The sequence below is a fragment of the Lentzea sp. NPDC054927 genome, from assembly GCF_053610285.1.
In genome coordinates, this window is record NZ_JBSGXZ010000061.1 from 1 (window position 1) to 25,440 (window position 25,440).

The 25,440-nt window shown below is 68.3% G+C and carries 23 protein-coding genes; 15 read left to right on the forward strand and 8 right to left on the reverse strand.

What is annotated here, in order from left to right:
* Positions 1-115: 115 nt before the first annotated feature.
* The gene (locus tag ACWGE0_RS42375; protein ID WP_452266529.1) at positions 116-901 is read left to right on the forward strand and encodes an alpha/beta fold hydrolase; all 786 of its coding nucleotides are present in this window, start codon (positions 116-118) and stop codon (positions 899-901) included.
* Here the strand turns inward: ACWGE0_RS42375 and ACWGE0_RS42380 are convergent.
* Both ACWGE0_RS42380 and ACWGE0_RS42385 read right to left on the reverse strand, forming a co-directional pair.
* Complete coding sequence (locus ACWGE0_RS42380; RefSeq protein ID WP_452266530.1) at positions 887-2,464, reverse strand: solute symporter family protein; 1,578 nt, start codon at positions 2,462-2,464, stop codon at positions 887-889. The genes ACWGE0_RS42375 and ACWGE0_RS42380 overlap by 15 nt on opposite strands.
* Positions 2,461-2,871 carry a DUF485 domain-containing protein gene (locus tag ACWGE0_RS42385; protein ID WP_452266531.1) on the reverse strand — a complete coding sequence of 137 codons (411 nt, stop codon included), beginning with the start codon at positions 2,869-2,871 and terminating at the stop codon, positions 2,461-2,463. Before ACWGE0_RS42385 ends, ACWGE0_RS42380 begins: the two co-directional genes overlap by 4 nt.
* Before the next feature lie 333 nt (positions 2,872-3,204).
* Here ACWGE0_RS42385 and ACWGE0_RS42390 point away from each other — a divergent pair, with 333 nt between their 5' ends.
* The 5 genes from ACWGE0_RS42390 (at position 3,205) to ACWGE0_RS42410 (ending at position 8,061) form a co-directional block, all read left to right on the forward strand.
* Positions 3,205-5,808: a nitrate- and nitrite sensing domain-containing protein gene (locus ACWGE0_RS42390; protein ID WP_452266532.1), complete on the forward strand. Its 2,604-nt coding sequence runs from the start codon at positions 3,205-3,207 to the stop codon at positions 5,806-5,808.
* On the forward strand, positions 5,805-6,224 hold the full coding sequence (locus ACWGE0_RS42395; protein ID WP_093601335.1) for a roadblock/LC7 domain-containing protein: 420 nt from the start codon (positions 5,805-5,807) through the stop codon (positions 6,222-6,224). Before ACWGE0_RS42390 ends, ACWGE0_RS42395 begins: the two co-directional genes overlap by 4 nt.
* Before the next feature lie 79 nt (positions 6,225-6,303).
* Complete coding sequence (locus tag ACWGE0_RS42400; RefSeq protein WP_452266561.1) at positions 6,304-6,777, forward strand: DUF742 domain-containing protein; 474 nt, start codon at positions 6,304-6,306, stop codon at positions 6,775-6,777.
* A 130-nt stretch (positions 6,778-6,907) separates the two neighbouring features.
* A complete protein-coding gene (locus ACWGE0_RS42405) occupies positions 6,908-7,375 on the forward strand; it encodes an ATP-binding protein (RefSeq protein ID WP_452266533.1) in 468 nt (155 codons plus the stop codon).
* Between the two features lie 119 nt (positions 7,376-7,494).
* Positions 7,495-8,061 (forward strand): Uma2 family endonuclease, encoded by a 567-nt coding sequence (locus ACWGE0_RS42410; protein WP_452266534.1) that lies wholly within the window; start codon positions 7,495-7,497, stop codon positions 8,059-8,061.
* Positions 8,062-8,066: 5 nt separating this feature from the next.
* On the opposite strand, the gene ACWGE0_RS42415 is transcribed toward ACWGE0_RS42410, so the two are convergent.
* A complete protein-coding gene (locus ACWGE0_RS42415; RefSeq protein ID WP_452266535.1) occupies positions 8,067-8,543 on the reverse strand; it encodes a hypothetical protein in 477 nt (158 codons plus the stop codon).
* Between the two features lie 154 nt (positions 8,544-8,697).
* Between ACWGE0_RS42415 and ACWGE0_RS42420 the strand changes: the two genes are divergently transcribed.
* Positions 8,698-9,162, forward strand: coding sequence for a GbsR/MarR family transcriptional regulator (locus ACWGE0_RS42420; RefSeq protein ID WP_319971145.1), 465 nt, complete (start codon positions 8,698-8,700; stop codon positions 9,160-9,162).
* Between the two features lie 9 nt (positions 9,163-9,171).
* Positions 9,172-10,275 (forward strand): ankyrin repeat domain-containing protein, encoded by a 1,104-nt coding sequence (locus ACWGE0_RS42425; RefSeq protein WP_452266536.1) that lies wholly within the window; start codon positions 9,172-9,174, stop codon positions 10,273-10,275.
* On the opposite strand, the gene ACWGE0_RS42430 is transcribed toward ACWGE0_RS42425, so the two are convergent.
* From ACWGE0_RS42430 to ACWGE0_RS42440, 3 genes are read right to left on the reverse strand one after another with little or no spacing between them, the layout of a single operon-like run.
* Positions 10,254-11,171, reverse strand: coding sequence for a COX15/CtaA family protein (locus ACWGE0_RS42430; RefSeq protein ID WP_452266537.1), 918 nt, complete (start codon positions 11,169-11,171; stop codon positions 10,254-10,256). The two genes, ACWGE0_RS42425 and ACWGE0_RS42430, sit on opposite strands and share 22 nt — an antisense overlap.
* Positions 11,172-11,190: 19 nt before the next feature.
* Positions 11,191-11,949 carry an ABC transporter permease gene (locus ACWGE0_RS42435; protein WP_452266538.1) on the reverse strand — a complete coding sequence of 253 codons (759 nt, stop codon included), beginning with the start codon at positions 11,947-11,949 and terminating at the stop codon, positions 11,191-11,193.
* Entirely contained in the window at positions 11,946-12,875 is a 930-nt protein-coding gene (locus ACWGE0_RS42440) for an ABC transporter ATP-binding protein (protein WP_452266539.1), read from the reverse strand. Before ACWGE0_RS42440 ends, ACWGE0_RS42435 begins: the two co-directional genes overlap by 4 nt.
* A 177-nt stretch (positions 12,876-13,052) precedes the next feature.
* On the opposite strand from ACWGE0_RS42440, the gene ACWGE0_RS42445 reads away from it, so the two are divergent.
* On the forward strand, positions 13,053-13,628 hold the full coding sequence (locus tag ACWGE0_RS42445; RefSeq protein WP_452266540.1) for a DUF998 domain-containing protein: 576 nt from the start codon (positions 13,053-13,055) through the stop codon (positions 13,626-13,628).
* Complete coding sequence (locus ACWGE0_RS42450) at positions 13,625-15,610, forward strand: glycosyltransferase (RefSeq protein WP_452266541.1); 1,986 nt, start codon at positions 13,625-13,627, stop codon at positions 15,608-15,610. The genes ACWGE0_RS42445 and ACWGE0_RS42450 overlap by 4 nt, the downstream gene beginning before the upstream one ends.
* 4 nt (positions 15,611-15,614) lie before the next feature.
* On the opposite strand, the gene ACWGE0_RS42455 is transcribed toward ACWGE0_RS42450, so the two are convergent.
* Together ACWGE0_RS42455 and mptB are read right to left on the reverse strand one after the other, a co-directional pair.
* Positions 15,615-19,271, reverse strand: a complete 3,657-nt coding sequence (locus ACWGE0_RS42455; RefSeq protein ID WP_452266542.1) for a patatin-like protein — start codon at positions 19,269-19,271, stop codon at positions 15,615-15,617.
* 88 nt (positions 19,272-19,359) lie between these two features.
* Entirely contained in the window at positions 19,360-20,892 is a 1,533-nt protein-coding gene (gene mptB / locus ACWGE0_RS42460; RefSeq protein ID WP_452266543.1) for a polyprenol phosphomannose-dependent alpha 1,6 mannosyltransferase MptB, read from the reverse strand.
* 94 nt (positions 20,893-20,986) lie between these two features.
* Here mptB and ACWGE0_RS42465 point away from each other — a divergent pair, with 94 nt between their 5' ends.
* The 5 genes from ACWGE0_RS42465 to sufC are packed head-to-tail and all read left to right on the forward strand — an operon-like array spanning position 20,987 to position 25,434.
* Positions 20,987-21,706, forward strand: coding sequence for a helix-turn-helix transcriptional regulator (locus ACWGE0_RS42465; protein WP_452266544.1), 720 nt, complete (start codon positions 20,987-20,989; stop codon positions 21,704-21,706).
* Entirely contained in the window at positions 21,703-23,157 is a 1,455-nt protein-coding gene (sufB, locus tag ACWGE0_RS42470) for a Fe-S cluster assembly protein SufB (protein WP_402912694.1), read from the forward strand. The genes ACWGE0_RS42465 and sufB overlap by 4 nt, the downstream gene beginning before the upstream one ends.
* Position 23,158: 1 nt before the next feature.
* Positions 23,159-24,316 carry a Fe-S cluster assembly protein SufD gene (gene sufD / locus ACWGE0_RS42475; RefSeq protein WP_452266545.1) on the forward strand — a complete coding sequence of 386 codons (1,158 nt, stop codon included), beginning with the start codon at positions 23,159-23,161 and terminating at the stop codon, positions 24,314-24,316.
* Entirely contained in the window at positions 24,313-24,627 is a 315-nt protein-coding gene (locus ACWGE0_RS42480; RefSeq protein ID WP_319971158.1) for a non-heme iron oxygenase ferredoxin subunit, read from the forward strand. Before sufD ends, ACWGE0_RS42480 begins: the two co-directional genes overlap by 4 nt.
* A 33-nt stretch (positions 24,628-24,660) precedes the next feature.
* Positions 24,661-25,434 (forward strand): Fe-S cluster assembly ATPase SufC, encoded by a 774-nt coding sequence (gene sufC, locus ACWGE0_RS42485; RefSeq protein WP_452266546.1) that lies wholly within the window; start codon positions 24,661-24,663, stop codon positions 25,432-25,434.
* The last annotated feature ends 6 nt before the right edge of the window (positions 25,435-25,440 follow it).

The window sequence follows — 25,440 nt, forward strand, 5'->3', positions numbered from 1 at the left end:
CCCCCATACGATCTAGTATGAGGACGCGGGGGCGGCACCACGATGCGCCCGTCTGACCGCGAATTCCCACGGCAACGTTTCGAGCCACGCCACTAGCCGGCGCTACGGTCAGATCATGACCACAGCGAACGTCAACGGCATCACCATCGGCTACGACGACGAAGGCACCGGCGCCGACGTGCTGGTGCTGGTGCACGGACACCCGTTCGACCGCACGATGTGGCGCCCGCAGGTCGAGCACTTCGCCGCCGCAGGATGGCGAGTGATCGCCGCGGACCTGCGCGGCTACGGCGAGAGCACCGTCATCCCCGGCATCACGCCGTTGCCGGTGTTCGCCAACGACATCGCCGCGCTGCTCGACCACCTCGGCGTCGAGAGGTTCGTGCTCGGCGGCCTGTCGATGGGCGGGCAGATCGTGATGGAGTGCGCACGCCAGTTCCCGCAACGGATTCGCGGCCTGATCCTCGCCGACACGTTCGCGCAGCCGGAAACCCCGCAGGGCCACCAGAACCGCAACGACATGGCGGATCGGCTGTTGCGCGAGGGCATGGCCGGCTACGCGGACGAGGTGCTCTGGAAGATGGTGGCACCGCACAACGTCGCGGCCGGCGAGCACGTCGCGAGGATGATGCACAACGCACCGCCGGAAGGTGCCGCGGCGGCGCTGAGGGGCCGTGCGGAGCGACCGGACTACACCCCGGTGCTCGGCACCATCACCGTGCCGACCCTCGTGGTGGTGGGCAGCGATGACGAGTACACACCGGTCGACGACGCGAAGTACATGCACGAGCGTGTTCCAGGCTCGACGCTGGTCGTGGTCGACGGCGCCGCGCACATGCCGAACCTGGAACGCCCTGAGGTGTTCAACAAGGCTGTAGCTGAACTTCTAGCGCAGACCTGAGCCGATCCCGGTCAGGCCGCGGACCTCCATCTCCGACTGCTTCGCGGGGTCCGCGGGCTCGCCGCCCAGGATCGTGCCCAGGAACCCGGCCAGGAACGACAGCGGGATCGACACGATGCCGGGGTTGGAGAGCGGGAAGAACGCGAAGTCGGCGTCCGGGAACACCGACGACTTCGACCCCGAGATGGCGGGGGAGAAGACGATGAGCAGCACGCACGACGTGAGACCGCCGTAGATGCTCCACAACGTGCCGCGCGTGTTGAACCGCTTCCAGAACATCGAGTACAGCAGCGTCGGCAGGTTCGCGGACGCCGCCAGCGCGAACGCCAGCGCGACCAGGAAGGCGACGTTCTGACCGTTCGCCGCGATACCACCGACGATCGCGAGCACGCCGACGCAGACCGCGGTGATGCGGGCGACCCGCACCTCGTCGCGCGGGTCCGTCTCGCCGTGCTTGATGACGTTCGCGTAGACGTCGTGCGCGAACGAGGCCGAGGCGGTCAGCGTCAGACCGGCGACCACGGCGAGGATCGTCGCGAACGCCACCGCGCACACGATGCCGAGCAGCACCGTGCCGCCGATCTGGAACGCGAGCAGCGGGGCAGCCGAATTTTCGCCTCCGGGAGCACCGGTGATCTTGTCCGTGCCGACCAGCGCCATCGCGCCGAAGCCGATGACCAGCGTGCACGAGTAGAAGATCGCCATCATCCAGGTGGCCCACACGACGGACTTACGGGCTTCCTTCGCGTTCGGCACCGTGTAGAAGCGCATCAGCACGTGCGGCAGGGAGGCCGTACCGAGCACCAGAGCGAGCGCCAGGGACAGGAAGTCGATTTTCGAAAGTCCCGTGGCGCCGTACTTCACGCCCGGCGCCAGCACCGCTTCGCCCAGCGGTGACTGCTGCGTCGCGCGGTCGAGCATCGAGGAGAAGTCGAAGCCGAACTTGCCGATCAGGAAGATCGTCAGCAGCGACACCGACAGGATCAGCAGGACGGCCTTGATGATCTGCACCCACGTGGTGCCCTTCATGCCGCCGACCAGCACGTACAGCACCATGACGATGCCGACGACCGCGATGATGATGGCCTGGCCGATCTTGCTGTGCACGTCCAGCAGCAACGCCATCAGGCCGCCGGCGCCCGCCATCTGCGCGATCATGTAGAACAGCGAGATCACCAGGGTCGCGTTCGCCGCGGCCGCGCGCACGGGGCGCTGGCGCATGCGGAACGCCATGACGTCGCCCATGGTGAAGCGGCCGGTGTTGCGCAGCCGCTCCGAGATGAGCATCAGGCCGATCAGCCAGGCGACGACCCACCCGATCGAGTACATGAAGCCGTCGTAACCGTTCACGGCGATCGCACCGGAGATGCCCAGGAACGACGCCGCGGACAGGAAGTCACCCGAGAGTGCGATTCCGTTCTGCGTGCCCGTGAAACTGCTGCCTGCCGCGTAATAGTCCGACGCGCTGACGTTGCGCGTCGACGCCCGGTACACGATGTACAGCGTCAGCAGCACGAAGATGCCGAAGACGGACAGGTTGATCGCGGTGTTCGCCCCGGTCACGCGAGCTCCTCATCGGTTTCCACGAGCGCGCGCACCTTCTCGACCTGGGGGTCGAGACTCTTCTTGGAGTAACGGGCGTACGCCATTGTGATGATGATGGTGGTGACGAACTGGAGGAATCCCATCGTCAGGCCGACGTTCACCGTTCCGAACAGCGGAGTGCTCATGAAGTCGGCGGCGTAAGCCGAAAGCAATACGAACGTCACATACCAAGCGAGGAACAGCAGCGTCGCGGGAAGAATGAATCGCGTCACCCGCCGCTTCAGCGCGAGGAAATCCTCACTCGTTTGGATGGCACCGAAATCAGGCTCACCGTCACCATCTATGAGCAATGAGTGAGCAGGCTCGTCAAAGGTCGCGAATCCGGGCGTGGCCGGGCGTGACACGGAGGGCAACGCCTTCGTCATCAACCGCTCGCATTCGTTACGGGGAGTACCCGGCGCGGCTCTGTCGAGAGGGCGCGGCTGAACCGGGGGTGGAGGGCGCCAGCGTAACCACGCGTGGCGACGAGTCAATCCCCTGAACTCGCAGGACCACCCCATGAGGTGGGCTGTCACTGTGGGTGATCAATCGTACACGCCCCAGGTCGTTGTCGCGTCACGCTCTCTGGCCTACTATCCGCTCACACCCGATACCGCTGATCTCGATATCTTGCGGCGGGTGTCTCGACTCGCGGGGATTCACCAGGCCAGGAGGTAGCCGATAGTGGGGCACTTCGAGCGCGCCTTGGGGATCATTTCGTGAATGTCGAGTGGAGAAAGATCAGCGACTGGCGCAACTGGCGCCTGCCGGTCAAGCTCGGCGTCGTGCTGCTCGTCCCGGTGGCCGTCGCCGTCGGCGCGGGCGCACTGCAGATCTCCGGTTACGTCGACCGGTCGAACAACTACGTGCAGATGCAGGGCCTGGTTCGGTTGCGGGCGGATCTCGCGCCATTGATCTCCAGCGTCCAGCAGGAACGCACGCTCGCCGCCCAGAGCGCGACCAGCGGTTCCGGCGTCGGCGCCTACCAGAACCAGATCAGCGCCACCGACAACGCCGCCGCGACCGTGCGCCGCCGCGTCGACCGCACCGACGGGCTGGGCGACGTCGCGCGCAACCGCTTCTCCGAGCTCGGCGGTCAGCTGGAGACGTTGAAGAACCTGCGGGAGAAGGTGGCCCAGGGCGGCGACGGCGGCGACCCGTCCGGCGGCACCACCGGCTACACCTCGGTCGTGAAGGCGTTGCTGGACTTCGAACAGGCGCTCATCGGCCAGTTCGGCGACGAGGCCATCTCCGGTACCGCGATGGCGCTGCACAACATGGTCATCGCGCAGGAGCAGGTCTCGCTGCAGCACGCGGTCGTCTTAGCCGGGATCGGCCGGGGCAAGCTGCTCGGCCCCGAGGTCCGCACGCTGGAGCAGTCCGACATCCGCCTCCAGGACCGCCTCAACGACTTCCAGGCCATCGGCACGACAGAACAGCGCCGCGCCTACGACCAGACCGTCACCGGTGCCGCCGTCGCGAGCCGGACCGCTCTGGTGGAACGCGCGCTGACCCAGCCCGACGGCACCCCGGTGACGACGCGTCCCGGCCAGCCGAAGCCGCCGCCGTCGTTCGGCATCGCCGTCGAGGACTGGAACAAGGCCTCCGGCACCACCGGCCGTTTCATGGAGCAGGTCGTCCGCGAACTGCAGGACGAGCTCGCGAACTCCGCCGCCCGGCTGCAGGACGACACGTCCAACAAGGCGGGCGCCGCCGCGGTCATCCTGCTCGCGATGCTGATCGTCGCCGGCACGCTCGGCTTCGTCATCGGCCGCTACCTGCTGCGCTCGCTGTCCGAGCTGCGGCGGTCCGCGCTCGACGTGGCGCACCACCACCTGCCGGAGGTCGTCGCCGCGATCCGCGCCGACCGCAAGCCGGACACCGAGATCGAGCCGGTGCCCGTGCACACCAGCGAGGAGTTCGGCCAGCTGGCGCGCGCGTTCGACGCCGTGCACGAGCAGGCGATCCGGTCCGCCGTCGAGCAGTCGTCGCTGCGGTCGGGCATGAAGAACATCTTCGTCAACCTGTCGCGCCGCTCGCAGGGCCTCGTCGAACGCCAGCTCAAGCTCATGGAGGAGCTCGAGCGGCACGAGGAGAACCCCGAGCAGCTCGCCAACCTCTTCAAGCTCGACCACCTCGCGACGCGCATGCGCCGCAACAACGAGAACCTGATGGTGCTGTCCGGCACCGACGTCGCCCGCCGGTTCCACCAGCCCGTGCCACTGGCCGACGTGCTGCGCGCCGCCGCGTCGGAGATCGAGCACTACCAACGCGTCGTGGTGAAGTCGACGCCGTCGGTCGAGATCGTCGGCTACGCGGCCAGCGACCTCGTGCGCCTCGTCGCGGAGCTGCTGGACAACGCCACCGCGTTCTCCGCGCCCACCACCCAGGTCATGATCGGCTCCCGGATCGACCAGCAGGGCTCGGTGCTCGTCGAGGTCGCCGACCAGGGCATCGGGATGGGCCCGGCCGAGCTGACCGAGGCCAACGAACGGCTTTCCTCCGGTACCGAGGAAGACGTGCCGGTGTCCCGCCAGATGGGCCTGTTCGTCGTCGGCCGGCTCGCGGCCCGCCACGGCATCACCGTCCGGCTGCGCGGAGCGGGGGAGAGCAGGGAAGGCCTGCGCGCCTTCGTGCTCGTGCCGTCGGAGCTCGTCCGTTCCCACGAGGAAGCCCCCGCGGCCGCCCAGCCGCGCCACGCCGCGCTGCCCCAGCCGAAGCAGATCGCCAACGCCAGGCAGCCGCACCTGGTTGTGAAGACCCCCAACCTCGCCCCACCACCCGCGCCCGCACCGGCCATCGAGCACCCTCGTGAGTCGGGCGAGTGGACCTCGTTCCGCGGCGCCGCGATCGACGAGTCGCTGCCGCAGCGCACCCCGCGCCCGGCGCCCGTCGTGGAAAACCCCGTGCCGGTCGAGACACCAAATGAGACGACGTCTTCCTGGTTTTCCGGGAGCGGAGCCTCCAGCGAAACGGTCAACGGTGACCATTCGCCCCCACCTGCGTCGTCACCGTCCGTAGTGGCGTCCTGGTTCGGCAAGAAGCCCGGCGGGACGGTCTGGGAACAGGCCGGCGACCCCGCCACGGACGCCGGCGAGACGGATGCCGGGTTGCCGAAACGCGCGCCGCGTAAGAATCTGCTTCCCGACCTCGCGGAACGTCCCGAGAACGGCACACGGCCCGCCGTGGCCCAGAAGCGCGATCCGGAACGAGCACGAGGGTTTCTCGCGAGCTACCAGACGGGCCTGCGCCAAGCCCCGCTGGGCAGCGGCGGGAACGGAAACGGCCAGGGGAACGGCCTGTGGAACGGGGAGAAGGCATGAGCACGCCTCAGTCGCGCCAGGTGGACCAGTTCGGCTGGTTGATCACGAACTTCACCGATCGCGTGGCCGGAGTAGCCCACGCGATCGTCATCTCGGTGGACGGCCTTCTGCTCACCAAGTCGACAGGCCTGCCGCCGGACCGCGCCGAGCAGCTCGCGGCCATCTCGTCGGGCGTCACAGCGCTCACGATGAGCGCGTCGCGTTGTTTCGAGGGCGGCGGAGTGTTGCGCACCGTGATCGAGATGGACTACGGGATCATGCTTCTCATGTCCATTCGAGACGGGTCTTGTTTGGCGGTTCTCGCCGCGCCCGACAGCGACGTCGGCCAAGTCGCCTACGAGATGACCGTGGTCGTCGACCAGGTTGGCCAGATCCTCACCCCCGAACTGCGAGCGCAGCTGCACAGCGTGAGGTGAATCCATGAGTTCGGCCGCTGACGCGCACCGACGACGCAGGCGGGCTGAGACGCCCGCCGAGCAGACGTTCGCCGACCTGATGAACGGGTTTTCCCTGGACTCGGGCCGGAAGCGACCACGCACGCCGTCGTCCCCGGTGCCCGAGCGGGAAGCGACTCCCGTTGTACCGCAAGAAGAATTGCTTGCGTATGAGTCTCCGGCACTGGAGCCTCAGGACGCCTCGATCGTGCGTGCATATGCCTGGACGGGCGGGCGCACTCGGTCGAACATCAGCCTCGAGATCGAGACACTTGTCTCCGCCAATGATCAGACTCGGCAGTCTGCAGGTATCTTGCAGGCTGAGCACCAACACGTCGTCGAGTTGTGCCGCTCACCGCGATCCGTCGCGGAGGTGGCCGCACTGATGCGCCTCCCACTGGGAGTCGTCAAGGTGTTGCTCGGCGACATGGCGGAACGAGGTCTGGTGGACGTGCACCAGACCGCTTCCGCGGGCGGTGACACGCCGGACCTCGGGTTGATGGAGAGAGTGCTTAGTGGACTACGTCGGCTCTAGATTTCCCGAATTCGGGCCCCCCGGGCCGCCCGGACGGGAGCTGACCTCGGCCAAAGTCGTCGTCGCCGGTGGATTTGGCGTCGGTAAGAGCACTTTCATCAGGACGATCATCGAAAACGATCTGCTGACGATGACCGCGCTCCCGCCGGAACGCGCCGGCCTGGTGACCGAACTGGTGCGCATCCAGTTCGGCCGGGTGTGGCTGGACTCCGGTCTGGCCCTGCACCTGTTCGTGGCCCCGCAGTGGCAGGACCCGCGCGCGGGCTGGAACGACGTGGTGCGCGGCGCCGTGGGTGCCGTGGTGCTCTTCGACGTGATGCGCCCCGCGGACTCCGTGGACGCCATGCGGTACTTCGAGGACCACCGGATTCCTTACGTGCTGGCGTTGAACAACGTGCACGACTCCGTCCGGTCGGACGTGAAGGCCATCATTCGCGGGATGGGCATCGATCCCGCGGTGCCGGTCGTGAACTGCGACCCGCGCGTGCGCTTTTCCGTGCGGGAGGCGCTGATCTCGCTGGCCGAGCACGCGAAGCTGGACCGGTGGCGGCGGAGGCCGGGGCCTGACGAAACGACCCCGCTCGCGCCTGTTTGCTGACTTGGAGCTTCTCCAAGCGCTCACACTTTCTGGTTGACGTACTGACGAAACTCGGGCTGGGAGACATTTGTCTTCTAGCCTGAGTTTCGTTGGGGCGTGCTTCGGGGCAAGGGGGTGAGATGACCACCGCGCGGCGTCTGGAGAGTTACACGCTGAACGACTGGGAGAGTCTCGACCCTCAGCCCGGCCGTCGGGTCGAGCTCCACCACGGACGTTTCGTCGTCACCGGTGTACCGGCGGTGAAACATCAGCGAGCAGGCGACAGGCTGGCGACAATTCTCGACGATGCTGTTTTCTCGGACGGGATGGAAGCCGTCACAGCTGTTGGCGTCCGCGTCGGCGAGCACTTCGGCTACATCCCGGACATCGTCGTGACGACCGAGCGCGTCGAGACCGTGTCCGTCGACGTCGCGAACGTCGCGCTGGTGGTCGAGATCGTCAGCCCGTCCACGAAGAAGAGCGATCGCCTGGAGAAGCCCGCTGCTCTCGCCGCAGCCGGCGTGCCCGCGTACTGGCGAGTCGAACTCGATGGCGCGGACGGTCCGGTCATCTACTGCCATCGGCTGAACGGTGACGTGTACTCGGACGTCGTGACGCTGACGCCGGGCAGTCAGGTGCCGGTGCACGTCGCGGGCACGATCTCCGTCACCTTCGACCCGGCCGATCTCCACAAGCCTCGTCGCTGACGGAATCACCTTCCGCGAGCCGGCCCCAGGTCGAGAAGCTGCTGCGTGTGCCCCGGCACGTGGCTCTCCGCGAGCCCGTTGACGAGATCGGCGAGCGAGACCGGCTGGTCCAGCACGAGCTCGTCGTTGGACATCAGGAACGACGGCACCAGGACCGCGGCCGCCTGCTCGGTCAGCTGGTCGGCGACGTCGCAGAGGACGGCCGCCTGCCAGCGGACGCGAGTGATCAGGCCGGCCCGCCCAGGGTGCTCGGCGATGATCCGGTCCAGGTTCCAGCTGTCGAGGCAGGGCCGGTTGTCGAAGGTGGGGCGTGAGCCGGACACGACGCCGAGCGCGACGGCGGCGGTCGCGGCGTCGACGCTGAGGACGTGGGCCAGCACCTGGTCCGCGTTCCACCCTCCGTCGGCGGCGTCGCCGAGGTCGGGTGCCGCTGCCGCGTCGAGGAACTTCTCGTAAGCGCTGCGAAGTGCGGTCGTGTCCATTGGTACGTCCTTGGAAGTCGTCGGGAGGTTGACGTGCAACCAATGGTTGCACGTCGCACACCTGAGTCGCAACCATGAAGTTGCACATCGAATGTTGACAAGATCGCTACGATGACTTCAGTGTTGACCGAAGGGAATCTTCGAGAGGAACGCTGTGAGCGTCGGTAGGGAAACCAGGCTGTCCGCCTGGATCGAGCGGTTCGCTGCCCACTTCGCCGAGGAGGGCATTCCGCTGATCGGCGGCCGCATCCTCGGCTACCTGCTGATCTGCCAGCCGGTCGAGCGCACCGCCGCCGAGCTGTCCCAGGAGCTGGAAGCCAGCAGTGGGTCGATCAGCACGAACCTCAAGTACCTCGTCAACGTCGGCCTGGTGACCAAGCGGACCCGGCGCGGCAGGCAGGCCGCCGAGTACCGGATCAACGAGAAGGCCTGGTCGGAGTTCGTGCAGCGCAAGCTCAACGCGATCGCCAGCGTCCAGATCCTGACCGACGACGGCATGCGGTTGCTCAGCGGCGACCCGGAGCGTTCGATGCGGCTCAAGACCGTCGACCACCTCTACGGTTGGCTCTCAGAGGAACTTCCCGCTTTGTGGGAGCGCAGGCCCGCTTCGCCGAAGTAGCGTGGTGCCATGTGGCACCCGTTTCGCGATGACATCGAGTACTACGAGGAGCGAGCCAGAGGTCTGCTCGCTTCCGCGTGGGACGGCGTGCCCGGTGCGCTCGAGGTCTTCGACGACGTGCCGCTGACGGACGAGGGCGCGCACAGCGTGCTCGCCCAGGCCCACGGCTGCGAGGACTGGAAGGCGCTCAAGGCCAACATTCGCAAGCCGCGGCCGTTCGCGCGTGCCTACCAGGCCATCGAGATGCAGAACCCCGGTGAGCTCAAGGCGATCATCACGCGCGACCCGTGGCTGGTGAAAGCCAGCGGTACCAACGGGAACGACCTGCTCGGGCTCGCCACGGCCAAGTGCGACGAACGGCTGGTCGAGGTGCTGCTCAACGACGGCGCGGACATCGACCACCAGAACGTGCACGGCTGGACCGCGTTGCACCAGACGGCCTACGCGAACCTCCCCGGCCTGGCCCAGTTGCTGCTCGGCAAAGGTGCCCGGATCGACCTGGACGCGCGCGGCGAGGGCGGCACGCCGCTCACCGTCGCGTTGTTCTGGGGCAACAGGGAAACAGCCGAACTCCTGGCACAGCACGGAGTTCACCCGCCGAACCTGCGCACCGCCGCCGGCCTGGGCGACCTCGACCTCGCCACCGAACCCGAGGCGAAGCGCGGCTATTACCGGCCGCACAGCGGTTTCCCGCGCTGGTGGCCCACGAACGACCCGCAGGAAGTACTCGACGAGGCGCTGTCCTGGGCCGCCCGCAACGACCGCACCGAGGTGTTCGGCGATCTGCTCAAGCGCGGGGCCAGGATCGACGCGGACGTCTACCGCGGCACGGCGCTCGCGTGGGCGGCGTGGTGCGGGCTGGAGAACGCCACCCGCACGTTGCTCGACCTGGGCGCGAATCCCAACCAGCGCACGGGTTTCGGCGGCCCGATGCACGGCGAGGGCGTGACGGCGCTGCACCTCGCGGCCGAACGCGGCCACCTGCCGGTCATCCGGATCCTGCTCGACGCGGGCGCCGACCGGACCATCACGGACGCGAACTTCGATTCAACGCCCGCGAACTGGGCCGGGCACAACTCGCAGGACGACGCTCAGGCCTTGCTGAGCGCCTGATCGTCCGAAGCAGGCAGCTCGACCTCGTGCGTGCGCTCCCGTGAAGACGTCCAGAGTGCCGCCGTGGCAACGACAACCGCGCCTGCACCCAGCACGTGGATCGACACGAGCACCTCGGGCACACCGGTCCAGTACTGCACCATCCCGAGAGCGCCCTGGGCCAGCACGACGCCGACGAGCGTCCAGTACGCGCGGGTCCGGGTGAAGAACCCGACCGCGATCAGCAGACCGAGGAACAGGAACAGAAGGTCCGCGTGGATCTGCGCGAGCGTCGCCACCTCGATGCCCAGGCGCGGAGTCGAGGCGTCACCGGCGTGCGGCCCGGCGGCCGTCACCCAGGTGCCCGCGAGCAGCAGCGCGCTCAGCACGGCGGCCATGACGACCTGGAGCTTCATCAGCGGGGCCGGCACCAGCAGGCGCGCCGGGCCGTCGCCTTCGGAGAGCGAGCTGACCAGCAGCACGGCCATCCACACGAGGGCCATCGAGATCATGAAGTGGATCGACACGGTGTACCAGGCCAGACCGGTCAGCACCGTGATGCCGCCGACGACTGCCTGCACGGCCACGCCGACGAGCTGGACGAGCGACAGCTTCAGCACCCGCTTGCGTCGCGGCAGGTTGAACCACGCCGCCAGCACGCACAGACCCGCGATGACACCGACGACACCCGTCAGCGTCCTGTTGCCGAACTCGACCCACTGGTGCAGTGCCGCGACCTCGGGGTGCTGCACCGGGACGACACTGCCCTCGACGCATTGCGGCCACGTCGGGCAGCCGAGCCCCGACCCGGTCACGCGGACGATCGAGCCGGTGACCGCGATTCCGGCCTGCGCGATGACGACGGCAATCGCGAACACGCGCTGCCAGGACACGAGGAAGGCGGTCAGCTTCGACACGCCTTGATGGTAGGTCCCGTCAGGTAAGACGAGTCGTCCGGGTCGCCAGTGCGCCCGCGACAACGCCCCAGGCCACGAGCACTGCGACGGGGCCCACACCGGGCGCGGTGCCGTGCACCACAGCGGTTTCCAGCGCCTGGGCCAGCGCGGCGGACGGCAGCAGGTGCACGAACCCGACGGGCACGCTCAACGCCACACCGCCGACCATCAGCAGCACGAACCAGATGATGTTGGCCAGCGCCAGCACGATGTCCGCGCGCAGGGCCCCGCCCAGCAGCACGCCCAGCGCGCCGAACGTCAGCGTGCCCAGGACGATCAGCAGCACCACCCACGGCAGTCCGCTCAAGGGGAAGCGCCAGCCCAGGACCAACGCCGTGACAGCCAGCATCGCGATCTGGAGCGCGACCACGACCAGCGCTCCGCAGACCCGTCCGGCGACCAGCAGCCACCGGGGCAGCGCGGAGGCCGAAAGCCGTTTCAGCACGCCATAACGCCGGTCGAAGCCCAACGCGATGGCCTGCCCGGTGAACGCCGAGGAGATGATCGCCAGCGCGAAGATCCGGGCGGTCGCGGAACCCACGCGCGGTTCCGGCATCGGGATCACCGACATCAGCGACAGCGCCACCAGCAGTGCCAGCGGGATGATCACCGTCAGCAGGATCTGCTCACCGTTGCGAAGGGTCAGCGTCGCCTCGGTGCGGGCGTGCACGAACAGCATGCGCGGCAACGAACCGCGGCCGGGCGCGGGCTTGAACGTGCCGGGAGCGAAGGTCTTCACGAACGCAGCTCCCTGCCGGTCAGCTCCAGAAAAACGTCTTCGAGGCTGCGCCTGGCCACGGTCAGTTCCTCAGCCAGCACACCCTGCTGCGCGCACCACGACGTCACGGTCGACACGACCTGCGGGTCGATCAGACCTTCCACGACGTACGCGCCCCGCGTCGCCTCACGCACCTTCAAGCCCTCGGGCAGCGCGGCGGACAGCAACGACGTGTCCAGGCCCGGCCGGGCGCGGAACCGCAGCTGCTGGTCGTCCGGGCGTTTCGCGGTCAGCTCGGCGGGCGAGCCCTGGGCGACCACGCGGCCCTCGTCGATGATCACGACGTTGTCGGCCAGCGCCTCGGCCTCGTCCATGAGGTGCGTCGTCAGCAGCACGGACACACCGTCGTCCTTGAGCGCGTTCACGAGGTCCCACACCAGATGGCGTGCCTGCGGGTCCATGCCCGCGGTCGGCTCGTCCAGGAACACCAGCTCCGGCCGTCCGATCAGCGCGCAGGCCAGCGAGAGCCGCTGCTGCTGACCACCGGACAGTCGCTTGTACGGAGTGCGTACGGCGCCGGACAGCCCGAGGATCTCGATCAGCCACTTCGGATCGAGCGGGTGAGCCGCGCACGCCGCCACGAGGTTCAGCATCTCCTCGGCGCGGATGCCCGGATAGCCGCCACCGCCCTGCGGCATCACGCCGATGCGCGGCCGCAACGCCTCGGAGCCGGGTTCGAGACCGAGGACGCGCACCGAGCCGTCGTCGGCGGTGCGGAAGCCCTCGCAGATCTCGACGGTCGTCGTCTTGCCCGCACCGTTGGGCCCGAGCAGGGCGAGAACGGTGCCGGGCTGCTGGACGAGGTCGAGGCCGTCGACGGCGGTCTTCGAGCCGTACCTCTTGACCAGCCCCGACACTTCCACCGCAGGCTGGGGATTCGGGCTCACGGACAGGAAGCCTAGGCGGTCCTGGCAATCCGCCAGAAGGCAGGGCTCACCGTCGTTTCCTGAAGGACGGCTGAAAAAGGTGGGGCTGGCCCTACCCCGGGTACTCAGGGACACCTCAGGGTTTGCTCGGGGGAGTTCCCCATTGGTTGATCGCCGAGTTCGCAAGAGACTTTTGTCGTGATCGTGGTGGGGGAGAAAAGACGGGGCTTGGTGGTCGGGGGACTGGTGTTCTCACTGGTTCCGATTTTCTACCTGCATGTGATGTCGGCAGGTCAGCTCAACCCGGTCACGGACGTGATCAGCGACTACGTGTTCGTGCGCAACGGCACGGGCTGGCTCGCGGCGACTTCTCTTAGCCTCGCGGCCGTTTCCGCGTTGCTCGCCGTCAACCTGCGGGGTGTAGGCAGGTCAGCGCAGTGGCTGATCGGCATCTGGTCGGCAGGTCTGACCGTGTCGACGATCTTTCCGACCGACCCCACGGGAGCGCCAACCTCTGTGTCCGGCTACGTCCACCGGTACGCCGGCGCGGTGATGTTCGTGGCGTTGCCCGCCGCCGGAGTGCTCATCGCCCGCAAATTTCCGGCTCTGCTCGGTATCGCAATAACGGCGAGCGTGTCGAGCGCGGCGTTTCTGGTCAGCCACGTTTCCTTCGCCGGTTTCGAGGCGCGCGGGCTGACCGAACGCGTTTTGTTCGCATCGCTTTACGGACTCCTTTTCGCCATCGCGGCACTACAGGTGAGGCGCACGTCATGACCATGCTCGCCATCACGCTCGCCGTGTTCGGTGCCGTGTGCTTCGCGCTCGCGGCACGCCTGCAGCACGACGCGGTCGCCGAGACCGGTGCCCGCGTCGGTGTCCTCAAGCAGCCGCGCTGGCTGGGCGGGCTCGCCCTGCTCATCGCCGGTGCGGGGGTGCACGCGGCCGCGCTCGGCATGGCGCCGCTCACCGTCGTCCAGCCGATCGGTGTGCTCGCGATCGGGATGACCGCGTTGCTGGACCGCCGTCTGCGCGAGTTGCCTGCGATCCTGATCACGACCGTGGGCGTGGGTGCGTTCGTGTTCCTCGCCTCTGGCAGTGCGACCGCAACGCAGGTCGCGCCCGATGCCGAACTCACGGCCGGTTTCGTCGTCCTCGGGGCGATCGCGGTGCCAGGGATTGTTGCCGCTCTCACGACGAACGCGCGCACTCGTGCCGTGGCGTTCGCATCGGCCGGTGGCGTGGCCTACGGGTACGTGTCCGTGCTCATGCGCGCCGTCTCGCAGTCGGTGCAGCAGGGCGGGTTCGGGCTCTCCCACGTCGCGTCCGTGCTCGGTATCGCTCTTTCGCTCGCTGTCGGCGGCTGGCTGGTCCAGCACGCCTACGCCGGCGGGCCCCCTCATCTCGCCGTCGCCTGCCTGACCGTGGTGGATCCGCTGGTCGCGGTCGGCATCGGCGCCTTCCTCCTCGGCGAGGCCGCGCACCTGTCCGTGTGGACCGGTGCCGCGCTGATCGCCTGCGCGTTCGCCGCAGCCAGCGGTGTGTTCGCCCTCGCTCGTCAACCTCGTGTCTCTACTCGATCGGAGCTTCCCGTGAACACCTCCAGCGCGTTGCGCGTCGTGATCGCCGCCGACACGTTCCCGCCGGACGTCAACGGAGCGGCGCGGTTCGCGCAGCGCCTGGCGGTCGGCCTGGCCGAGAAGGGTCACGACGTCCACGTCATCGCCCCGGACTCGCCGAAGGCCACCGGGATCGAGGGCGTCACGGTGCACCGCCTGCGCTCGCACCGGCTGCCGTTCTACCCGGACTTCCGCTTCTGCCTGCCGTGGCAGGCGTCGAAGGAGGCCGACGAGCTGATCAAGTCGCTCAAGCCGGACGTCGTGCACGTCCAAGCACACTTCGTGGTGGGCCGGTTCGTCCTGAACTCCGCCGTCGCTCAGGGCATCCCCACGCTCGCCACGAACCACTTCATGCCGGAGAACCTGTTCAGCCACGCGCATGTGCCTGCGTTCCTGCAGGGCATGGCCAGCAAGTTCGCCTACCGCGATCTGGCGCGCGTGTTCGGACGGGCCGACATGGTGACCGCCCCGACGCCGCGGGCCGTGCAGCTGTTGCACGAGAGCGGCTTCCCTGAACGCGCGGTGCCGGTGTCGTGCGGCATCGACATCTCTCGCTACCAGCGTTCGGTGACCCACAACGACCGTCCCACGGCGTTGTTCGTCGGGCGGCTGGACGAGGAGAAGCGCGTCGACGAGTTCCTGCGCGCCCTGGCCCGCGTGCCCGGCGCGTTCGGCGAGATCGTCGGTGACGGCACCTGCAAGGCCGAGTGGGAACTGCTGGCCCGCGACCTGGAGATCACCGACCGCGTGCGGTTCCACGGGTTCGTGTCCGAGGACGACCTCCTCGACGCCTACGCCCGTGCGGACCTCTTCGTGATGCCCGGCGTCGCCGAACTCCAGAGCCTCGCCACCATGGAGGCCATGGCCGCGGGCAAGCCGGTGATCGCCGCGAACGCCATGGCGCTGCCGCACCTCGTGCACCACGGCCGCAACGGCTGGCTGTTCGAGCCGGGCGACGTGAACCAGCTCGCCCAGCGCCTGCACACGCTGGTGCACGACGAGCCCATGCGGGCCCGCATGGGCGCCGCCAGCAGCGAGATCATCTCGCACCACACGCTGGCGACGACCCTGGAGCGCTTCGAGGCGCTCTACGCACGGGCGATGGGCCGCACCGTGCCGATCGTGGCGCTGGCCGCCTGAGCGATCACCCCGTCCGCTGCCGCAGCTTCTGTTCGATCCGTTGCGCGACAACGAGTCCGGTGTGGGAGAGGGTGAGCTTCGAGGGATGCTCACCCTCTCCCTTGATGAGGAACCGGTACAGCGACGCGTGGCCCTCCAGCCGTTCGTGCAGCGTCTGCGCGATGTCGGAGCCGTCCGGGTAGATCGCCGGGATCGCCTCGCTGACCAGCTGCTCGCGGATCCTCCTGCGTTCCAGTCGCGGCACGTACCAGGACGTGATCAGCAGCAGCGTCAGGCCGAACACCAGCGCCGTGCCGATCACCGCCTGCCAGCCCCAGCCGCGCGGCCCGATGATCAGCAGCACGTCGGCGATCGCCAGGTAGACGACGCCGTAGACCACGGCCCAGCCCGCGGTCGCGGCGGCCGGTGGTTCGGCGCGTTCGGTGCCCCAGACGCCTTCGACGCGGCGCCAGCGTTGCAGCGACTTGCCGCCGGACAACGCCATCCAGATGCCGAACGCTCCACAGAGGACCGAGGTCGGGATCACCAGCCACGGCTTGGTGTGCAGCTCGAACTGCCAGACCGCCCAGACCAGGCCCGCGGCGGCCAGCACCACGGCCACCTTCTTCCAGCGGCGCCTGATGATCCGCAACGGCTTGAAGTCGGCCAGCACCGCGAGCGGTGTGCGGATCGGCGCGGGTAGCGAACCGAGGACCAGCAGGGCGGTGACGACCAGGGCGACTCCGGCCACCGTGACCGTGCCGGTGGTGATCTGCGAGCGATCGCCGGGAAGTCTGTCGACGGCGATGGCCACCAACGGAAGCACCGGCGACAGCAGCACCAAACCGTGCAGCATGGTGCCGGAACGCAGTGCCGCGTAACCGAAAGCGGCGAGCAGGCTGGCGGCACCGATCGCCGCGCCCGGCCCGGCCGCCCACGCCGGCAGCATGCCGAACAGCGCCATCACGACCAGGGCGCCGCCGACCGCGAGGCCGAGAAGTCCCAGGAACTGCGCGAGTCTGCCGCCTCTGGTGAGACCGGTGATCGTCCAGTAGGGGAGGAGTGCCGCTCCACGCATCACGCGAGTCACCGGGCGGACCGCGGCGAGCCCTGACCGTTCGGAGTCGGCGACCGTGACCGCGACGGCCGCAGCGGTGGCGGCCGTGCGGATCATCTGGTCCGACGCGGCCTCCTGGGTGAGGGGCTCGCGGCCGATCCCGGCGCGGTCGAAGGCGTTGAGCGCGGCCATGCCCGTCGTGACCGTGTGCTCCTCGGGATATTCCAGGCGCCGCAACAGGTCCGCGTGCTCCTCGAGGAACAGCTCACCGCGTGAGCGCGCGTCCGCACCGTCGCCGCGGTCGGCGATGATCGCCGCGCGGAGCCTCGGCAGCTCCTCGCAGATGATCCGCCAGTGCAGGCCCCACGCGGCCAGTTCGGCGAGCTTCATCGACGACGGCGACAGCTCGCCCTCTGCCTTGTAGATGCCCGCGAGTTCGTTCTTGGCTTCTTCGGCGCACGCCGCCACCTTGATCGGCAGCTCCAGCCCGAACATCGCCTCGACGACCTCGTCGACCACGGCCGCAGCGCGTTCCTCCGGCGTGCGCTGATCGCCTTCCGGCCGTCCGAGGGTGTCCATCCGGCGCAGCCTGCGCGGGTCGAACAGCACCCGGCACAGCATCGTGGCGCCGTCGAGGCGGCCCCAGATCCAGTCGTTGACCCGCCACGACCGCTTGAGGAACCCGGAGAACCGCGACAGCGACGCCCCGCCGGCCTTGTCGTCGGCGGTGATCGACTGCTGGGCGAACGCGTTGCGCGTCTGCAGCGACACCTGCACCAGCTCGACCGGCGTGTCCAGCCCGGTCGACGCGTCGTCGGACAGGCAGGTGCCGGCGATCTCCAGTGCGAGCAGCCGGCTCAGCCACCGTTCGTTCGGCCGCAGCCCCGCCTCGCCCGTGGTCTCGGGGCCGAGCAACGCCTTCCACGGCGCGAGCCCGCCGAGCTCGAGCCGGTGCGGGTCGAGGGCGTTGATCACTTCCTGGGCCTCGCCGACGATCCGGCCGATCTCTGCGACCTGCGCCTTGACCTCCAGACCGAGGTGCCCGTCGATCATGTGCTCGTGGTAGCTCGCGAGCCGGCCGGTCCAGTACGTCTCACCGAGCGAGTCGGACGGCTTCCACGCGAAGAGCTCCTCCCGCAGCCGGCGCAGTTCCGCCCGCACCTGGTGCAGCTCGCGGCGTGCCTCGGCGATCTTGTCCGCACTGCCGTCCGGCGCCACCCACACCAGCCGCTTGAGCAGGTCGAGTGCCGACGCCCCGAGGCGTTCGGCCATCGTGATGCCCCACTCCCAGCCGACGTCCTCGCGGCACACCGGCGCGGGCAGCCGCACACCGGGAACGTACGGGAGCACCCCCAGCTGCTTCTTCCACTTGCGCTGCGCCGTCTCCGCCGCGCGCCGGGCCCGTTCGAACGACCAGTTGCAGGGATTGCCGCCGGGAACGGTGAACTGCTGGGTGGTCACCTGCCGGGCCGCGAGCCGGATCTCGACGTCCTCGTAGTGCCCGAAGAGCTTGTCCGCCAACGAATAGACCTCGTCGACCACGTCGTCGTCGTTGGTGTGCAGGCGTTCCAGCAACGCCATCCGCCCACCCCGGCTGCTGGCCGCGCGCCGGTTGTGCTCCTCGATCTTCTCCACGTACGTGCGGTTGGCCTGGCTGGACATCGCGCCGAGCAGCCTGGCCCCGGACCCGACCGTCGTCAGCCCCTTGCCGAGGGTGTCCGCGACCGGCTCCGAACCCAGCGGCTCGGCGTGCGGGAAGACCAGCAGCATGACCCGCCGCACCGGCCCGTCCGCGGGCATGCGGTCGATGGCCTCGAGGGCTTCCTTCGTGGGCGTGTTCACCAGGACCCCGCCGTCGACCGCGAACCTGCTGCGATCGCCGCCGTTGGCCCAGCTCGCGACGTCCGCCATGTCCGGCCGGTCCGGTGACGCCTGGCCACCGACCGGAATGAAGCTCGGCTCGAACGCGAACGGGAAGCTGGCACTGCTCCGCGCCGCCAGCGCGAGCTGCTGCACGCGGTCGTTCAGCGTCGCGGGTGTGAAGTCGTCCCTGGTCTGCTCGCTGACCCAGGTGTACGGGTCGCGCCGGAACGAGAACGAGCCCTGGTGCACCGACTGGGTCAGCGGCTGGCCCAGATCGTCGTAGGTGATGGTCGGGACGCCACCCAGCAGCGTGGTCGTGATGCGCAGGTCGATCGGGCGCTCGTAGGCCTCGGTGGGCTCGAAGTCGCTGGTCAGCCGCGCCAGCGCTTCCTGAAGTCGCGGGAGGAAGAACTCGTCGCCCTTGAGCAGCGACGCCGGCTCACCGCGGAACGGCGTCCTGAGCAGCTGCTCCATCCGCCCCTGCTCGGCCCACAGATCTCGGAGCCTGCTCAGGTCGGCCTGCTTGTTGACCTGCGACAACGCCAGCGCGGCCCCGTTGATGCCACCCGCCGACGTGCCGGAGATGACGTCCGCCCGCGCCGTGCAGCCGACCAGGTCCAGCAACGGCTGGTACGTGGTTCCCGCCCTGGTCAGCCGGTCCAGCTCCAGCACCACGCCGCCCATCCAGACGGCCAGGCTGACGCCGCCGTTGAGCACCACGGCGAACCGGACCTCTTCCCGCGACATGGGTTTCCCGGTCACGTCGCACCACCCCCTCCGGCGTTCGATCTTCCCCCTTGATTACAGGGTCGTCCGCCGAAGGGTTGTGGTTACTGACCCGATTGCTCCATCACGCGGGGTCGGACTTGAGGAACTGCCCCACCCGCTTGCGCGCGATCAGCACGCAGATCGCGAACGTGATCACCGCCCCGGCCACGGCCTGCGGCACCGTGTACGCCCGCCCGTCGAAGGCCGACCCGGTGGGCGGCAGGATCACCGCGATGACCGCAGAGGTCACCATGGCGAACATCCGGAACTTCGGCCCGACCACGGCTGTGGCCAGCGGAATCGCCGCCCACAGCACGTACCAGGGTTGCAGCACCGGGCCGAGCACCAGGATCGCGCCGAGTGCCGCGCCCAGGCCGTTCATCGCCTTGATCCGGCCCTTGAAGCTGCGCCACAGCAGGCCCACGGTGATCACCACGTAGGTGGCCTGGCCGAGCATGCGGGTCAGCGCGATCATCGACTCGGTGTGGTTGCCCAGCCCGAGCATGATCCCGGTGCCCGCGCCCAGGAAGCCCAGCGCGGTCGGCGGCGACATCCACGACTTCACCGTCGAGGCCACGTTCAGCGTCTCGATCCAGCCGAACCCGAACCCCGTGCCGAGACAGATCGCCACGATCCCGACCCCGGCTATCGCCGCCATCACCCCGGCCACCAAAGCCAGGTGTTTCAGCTGCCCGCCGAGTTTTCGCGCCACCATCACGCCGAGGAACCCGAGCGCGGCCAGGGCGGGGATCTTCACCATCGCGCCGCACACGATTATGGCCGCGCCCAGCGTGATCCACGACCATCGCAACGGTTCCAGCCCGCGCATCGCCAGCTCCAGGCCGACCAGCATCAGGCCGAGCGCGAGACCGTCGTTGTGCACGCCGATGACGATGTGGAACAGCACCAACGGGTTCAAAGCGCCCAGCCACAACGCGCCGACCGGCGGCACCCCGAAGCGTGCGGCCAACCGCGGAAGAGCCCACACGATCATCGCCAGGCCGCACAGCACCAGCAGCCGGTGCACGAACACGCCGGACACGACGTGATCGCCGGTGATCATCGCGGTGACCCGGCCGAACGCGAGGAACAGCGGCCCGTACGGCGCGGGCGTCTCACGCCAGATGTTCGGCACACCGCGCGTGAGGATGTGGTCGACGCCCAGCGCGTTGGCCGGGCCCAGGACGTACGGGTCGAGGCCGCGCGCCGCGATCTCGCTCTGCGCCAGGTACGAGTAGACGTCGCGGGAGAACATCGGCACGCAGAAGACCAGCGGAACGGTCCACATGAGCAGCGTGCGGTCCATCTGGCTCCGTGAGACGAGCCTCGGTCTGCCGGGACGCACGAACCGGCCCAGCGCCAGCCAGGCCGACACGATCATGAAGATGCCGGTCCAGACGACCCCCATCGCGACACTGGGCATCCTCGAGAAAAGCCCGAGAACAGGCACTCCGTACAGCGGCGAGTAGATGGGCGCGGCGCCTCCGCCGAGGGATCCCACGGTCAGGAGCAGGGCGCCGATGGTGCCCCAGCGGCGGACGATGTCCAGCTGACGACGCTCTCGACCGTTCAAGAGGTCGCTCTCCGGAGTCACTACTCCGCCGTTGGTGGGCATGTCAGGAGAGTATCTAGCCCGACTCAGCCGTGAGTCAGGTCACCCTGTGACCGCGATCTTTGCTACCTCCGGCTAAATACGCAACACTGGTGTTGTGAAAAACGCCGAGAGCTACCTTGACGCCGTGCCGCAGCACGACGGCAAGACTCGGCGTGCTGTCGCCAGGCTCCTTCTGGAGCAGGGCCCGGTCACCGCGGCGGGTATCGCCGAGGAACTGGGCATCAGCCCCACGGCGGTACGTCGTCACATCGACGGACTGCTCGCGGACGGCGAGGCGACGACCAGGGACGCACCGCGGCAGACCCAACGTGGTCGTGGCCGTCCCGCGAAGCTCTTCCTCCTGACTGACGCCGGACGCGCCCGGTTCGGCCACGCCTACGACGACCTCGCGGTCGCCGCCCTCAGGTTCCTCGCCCAGACGGGTGGGGAAGAGGCAGTGCGCGCCTTTGCGCAAAGTCGGGTCGACGCACTCGTGGACGGTCATCGCTCGACGATCGTGGCCCAGGTCACGCCCGCCGAACGGGCCAAGGCCCTTGCGACCGCGTTGACCAGGGAGGGCTACGCTGCGGCGGCGCGAAATGTGGGTACGGGCGAGCAGTTGTGCCAGCACCACTGCCCGGTCGCCCACGTTGCCGCCGAGTTCCCCCAGCTGTGCGAGACCGAGACGGAGACGTTCGCGAATCTCCTCGGAACCCACGTGCAGCGCCTCGCGACGATCGCCCGCGGCCACGCCGTGTGCACGACGCACATCCCGAACGTTCAAACCGGCTCTGCCGGAAAGCTCATCCCAGATGATGGAGGGGAGCCCGCATGACTGCCGCTGCCGAGCAGCGCACGCCCACCACGGTGCAGTCTCCGCTCACGCAGGAAGAGACCATCGCGTCTCTCGGCAACTACGAGTTCGGCTGGGCCGACTCGGACACTGCCGGCGCGAGCGCCCGCCGAGGCCTCAGCGAGGACGTCGTCCGCGACATCTCGGCGAAGAAGAGCGAGCCCGAGTGGATGCTCGAGTACCGGTTGAAGGCGCTCAAGCTCTTCGACCTCAAGCCGATGCCGAGCTGGGGCGCTGACCTCTCTGGGATCGACTTCGACTCGATCAAGTACTTCGTGCGATCGACCGAGAAGCAGGCCACCAGCTGGGAGGACCTGCCAGAGGACATCAAGAACACCTACGACCGCCTGGGCATCCCGGAGGCGGAGAAGCAGCGCCTCGTCGCGGGTGTCGCCGCCCAGTACGAGTCCGAGGTGGTCTACCACCAGATCCGCGAGGACCTGGAGCAGCAGGGTGTCCTCTTCCTCGACACCGACACCGCTCTGAAGGAGCAGCCGGAGCTCTTCAAGGAGTACTTCGGCTCCGTCATCCCCGCGGGTGACAACAAGTTCTCGGCGCTCAACGCCGCGACGTGGTCCGGCGGCTCGTTCATCTACGTGCCGAAGGGTGTCCACGTGGACATCCCGCTGCAGGCCTACTTCCGGATCAACACCGAGAACATGGGCCAGTTCGAGCGCACGCTGATCATCGTCGACGAGGGTGCCTACGTGCACTACGTCGAGGGCTGCACGGCGCCGATCTACTCCTCGGACTCGCTGCACTCGGCCGTGGTCGAGATCATCGTGAAGAAGGGCGGCCGCTGCCGCTACACGACGATCCAGAACTGGTCGAACAACGTCTACAACCTGGTCACCAAGCGCGCCAAGGCAGAAGAGGGCGCGACCATGGAGTGGGTCGACGGCAACATCGGCTCCAAGGTGACCATGAAGTACCCGGCCGTCTTCCTGATGGGCGAGCACGCCAAGGGCGAGGTCCTCTCGATCGCGTTCGCGGGCGAGGGCCAGCACCAGGACGCCGGCGCCAAGATGGTCCACATGGCACCGCACACCTCTTCGACGATCATCTCGAAGTCGGTGGCGCGTGGCGGTGGCCGCACGTCGTACCGCGGCCTGGTCCAGGTCAACAAGCGGGCGCACCACTCGAAGTCCACGGTGAAGTGCGACGCGCTGCTGGTCGACACCATCAGCCGCTCGGACACCTACCCGTACGTCGACGTCCGCGAGGACGACGTGCAGATGGGTCACGAGGCCACGGTCTCGAAGGTCTCCGAGGACCAGCTGTTCTACCTGATGTCGCGCGGCCTGAACGAGGACGAGGCCATGGCGATGATCGTGCGCGGGTTCGTCGAGCCCATCGCGCGCGAGCTCCCCATGGAGTACGCCCTCGAACTCAACCGCCTGATCGAACTGCAGATGGAAGGGGCCGTCGGCTGACATGGCCGCCCTGTCGACTCAACCTCACTCCCACGGAGCTGTCGTTCCGGTTTCCTCGCGCGCGGCGCATTTCACGTCCTACGACGTGGACGCGTTCGAGGTACCGGGCGGCCGTGAGGAGATCTGGCGCTTCACACCTCTCAAGCGTCTTGCCGGTCTGCACTCCGGCGCTGCGGCAACGGGTTCCGCTGCCGTCGAGGTGAAGGCCTCCGAAGGCGTCACCGTCGAGACCGTGGGTCGTGACGACTCGCGGCTCGGCACCGCCGGCGTTCCCGGTGACCGCGTCGCGGCGCAGGCGTACTCGTCCTTCGAGAACGCCACGATCGTGACGCTGCCCGGTGACGCGAAGTCCGAGCCGACCACCGTCACGGTGACCGGCGCGGGCGTCGGTGCCGTCGCCTACGGCCACATCCAGGTCAAGGCCTCGCAGTTCGCCGAGGGCACCGTGATCCTGGACTTCCGCGGTTCCGGCGCGTACGCGGACAACATCGAGTTCCTCGTCGCGGACGGTGCTCACCTCACGGTGATCACCATCCACGACTGGGCCGACGACGCCGTGCACGTCTCGCAGCACCACATGAAGCTCGGTCGTGACGCGACCCTGCGGCACACGGTCGTGACGCTGGGCGGCGACGTCGTCCGGGTCACCCCGGTCGTGCAGTACGCGGGCCGCGGCGGCGACGCGGAGCTGTTCGGTCTGTACTTCGCGGACGCGGGACAGCACCAGGAGCACCGGCCGTTCATCGACCACGGGCAGCCCAACTGCCGCAGCAACGTCGTCTACAAGGGCGCGTTGCAGGGCGAGGGCGCGCACACCGTGTGGATCGGCGACGTGCTGATCCGCGCGGCGGCCGAGGGCACCGAGACGTTCGAGCTGAACCGGAACCTGATCCTGACCGACGGCGCGCGCGCCGACTCGGTGCCGAACCTGGAGATCGAAACCGGCGAGATCGAGGGCGCGGGCCACGCCAGCGCCACCGGCCGGTTCGACGACGAGCAGCTGTTCTACCTGCAGGCGCGCGGCATTCCGGAGGAGCAGGCACGGCGTCTCGTCGTGCGCGGCTTCTTCCAGGAGCTGATCGCGAAGATCGCCGTCCCCGAGGTGCGCGAGCGTCTCGAGGCCGCCATCGAGGCAGAGCTCGAGGCGGTCGGCACGTGATCAAGGTGTGTGCACTGTCCTCCTTGGACGACCGCAAGCCGTTCGCTGCCAGCGTCGACGACGTCGACGTAGTGCTGGTCCGCGACGGCGAGCGGGTGCACGCGCTCGCTGATCTGTGTTCGCACGCCGCGGTGTCGCTGAGCGAGGGTGACGTTTCCCGCAAGGGAATCGAGTGCTGGTTGCACGGGTCGTGCTTCGACCTGGAGACCGGCAAACCCTCCTCGCCGCCCGCCACCGAACCGGTCGACGTCTACGCCGTCGACATCCGTGACGGCGATGTTTTCGTCGACGTCACCGTCACCACGAACTGACTTCTAGTTAGACCACCAGGAGAAGTACGAGTCATGGCCACCCTTGAGATCAAGGACCTGCACGTCTCGGTCGTCAGCGAGGACGCTCCCAAGGAGATCCTCAAGGGCGTCGACCTGACGATCAAGGCCGGCGAGACCCACGCCATCATGGGCCCCAACGGCTCCGGCAAGTCCACGCTGTCCTACGCGATCGCCGGTCACCCGAAGTACACGATCACCTCGGGCACCGTCACGCTCGACGGTGAGGACGTCCTGGAGATGTCCGTCGACGAGCGCGCCCGCGCGGGCCTCTTCCTCGCGATGCAGTACCCGGTCGAGGTTCCCGGCGTCTCGATGTCGAACTTCCTGCGCACCGCCGCCACCGCCGTCCGCGGCGAGGCCCCGAACCTCCGCCACTGGGTGAAGGAGGTCAAGGGTGCGATGGCCGAGCTCGACATCGACCCGGCCTTCGCCGAGCGTTCGGTGAACGAGGGCTTCTCCGGCGGCGAGAAGAAGCGCCACGAGATCCTGCAGCTGGGCCTGCTCCAGCCGAAGATCGCGATCCTCGACGAGACCGACTCCGGTCTGGACGTCGACGCCCTGCGCGTCGTGTCCGAGGGCGTCAACCGCTACAAGGCCTCCGGTGAGGTCGGCGTCATGCTGATCACGCACTACACCCGGATCCTCAAGTACATCTCCCCGGACTTCGTGCACGTGTTCGCCGGTGGCCGGATCGTCGAGTCCGGTGGTCCCGAGCTCGCGAACCAGCTCGAGGCCGAGGGTTACGTGAAGTACACCGGATCCAAGGAAGCCGCAGCCCTTTCATAGCGTTGC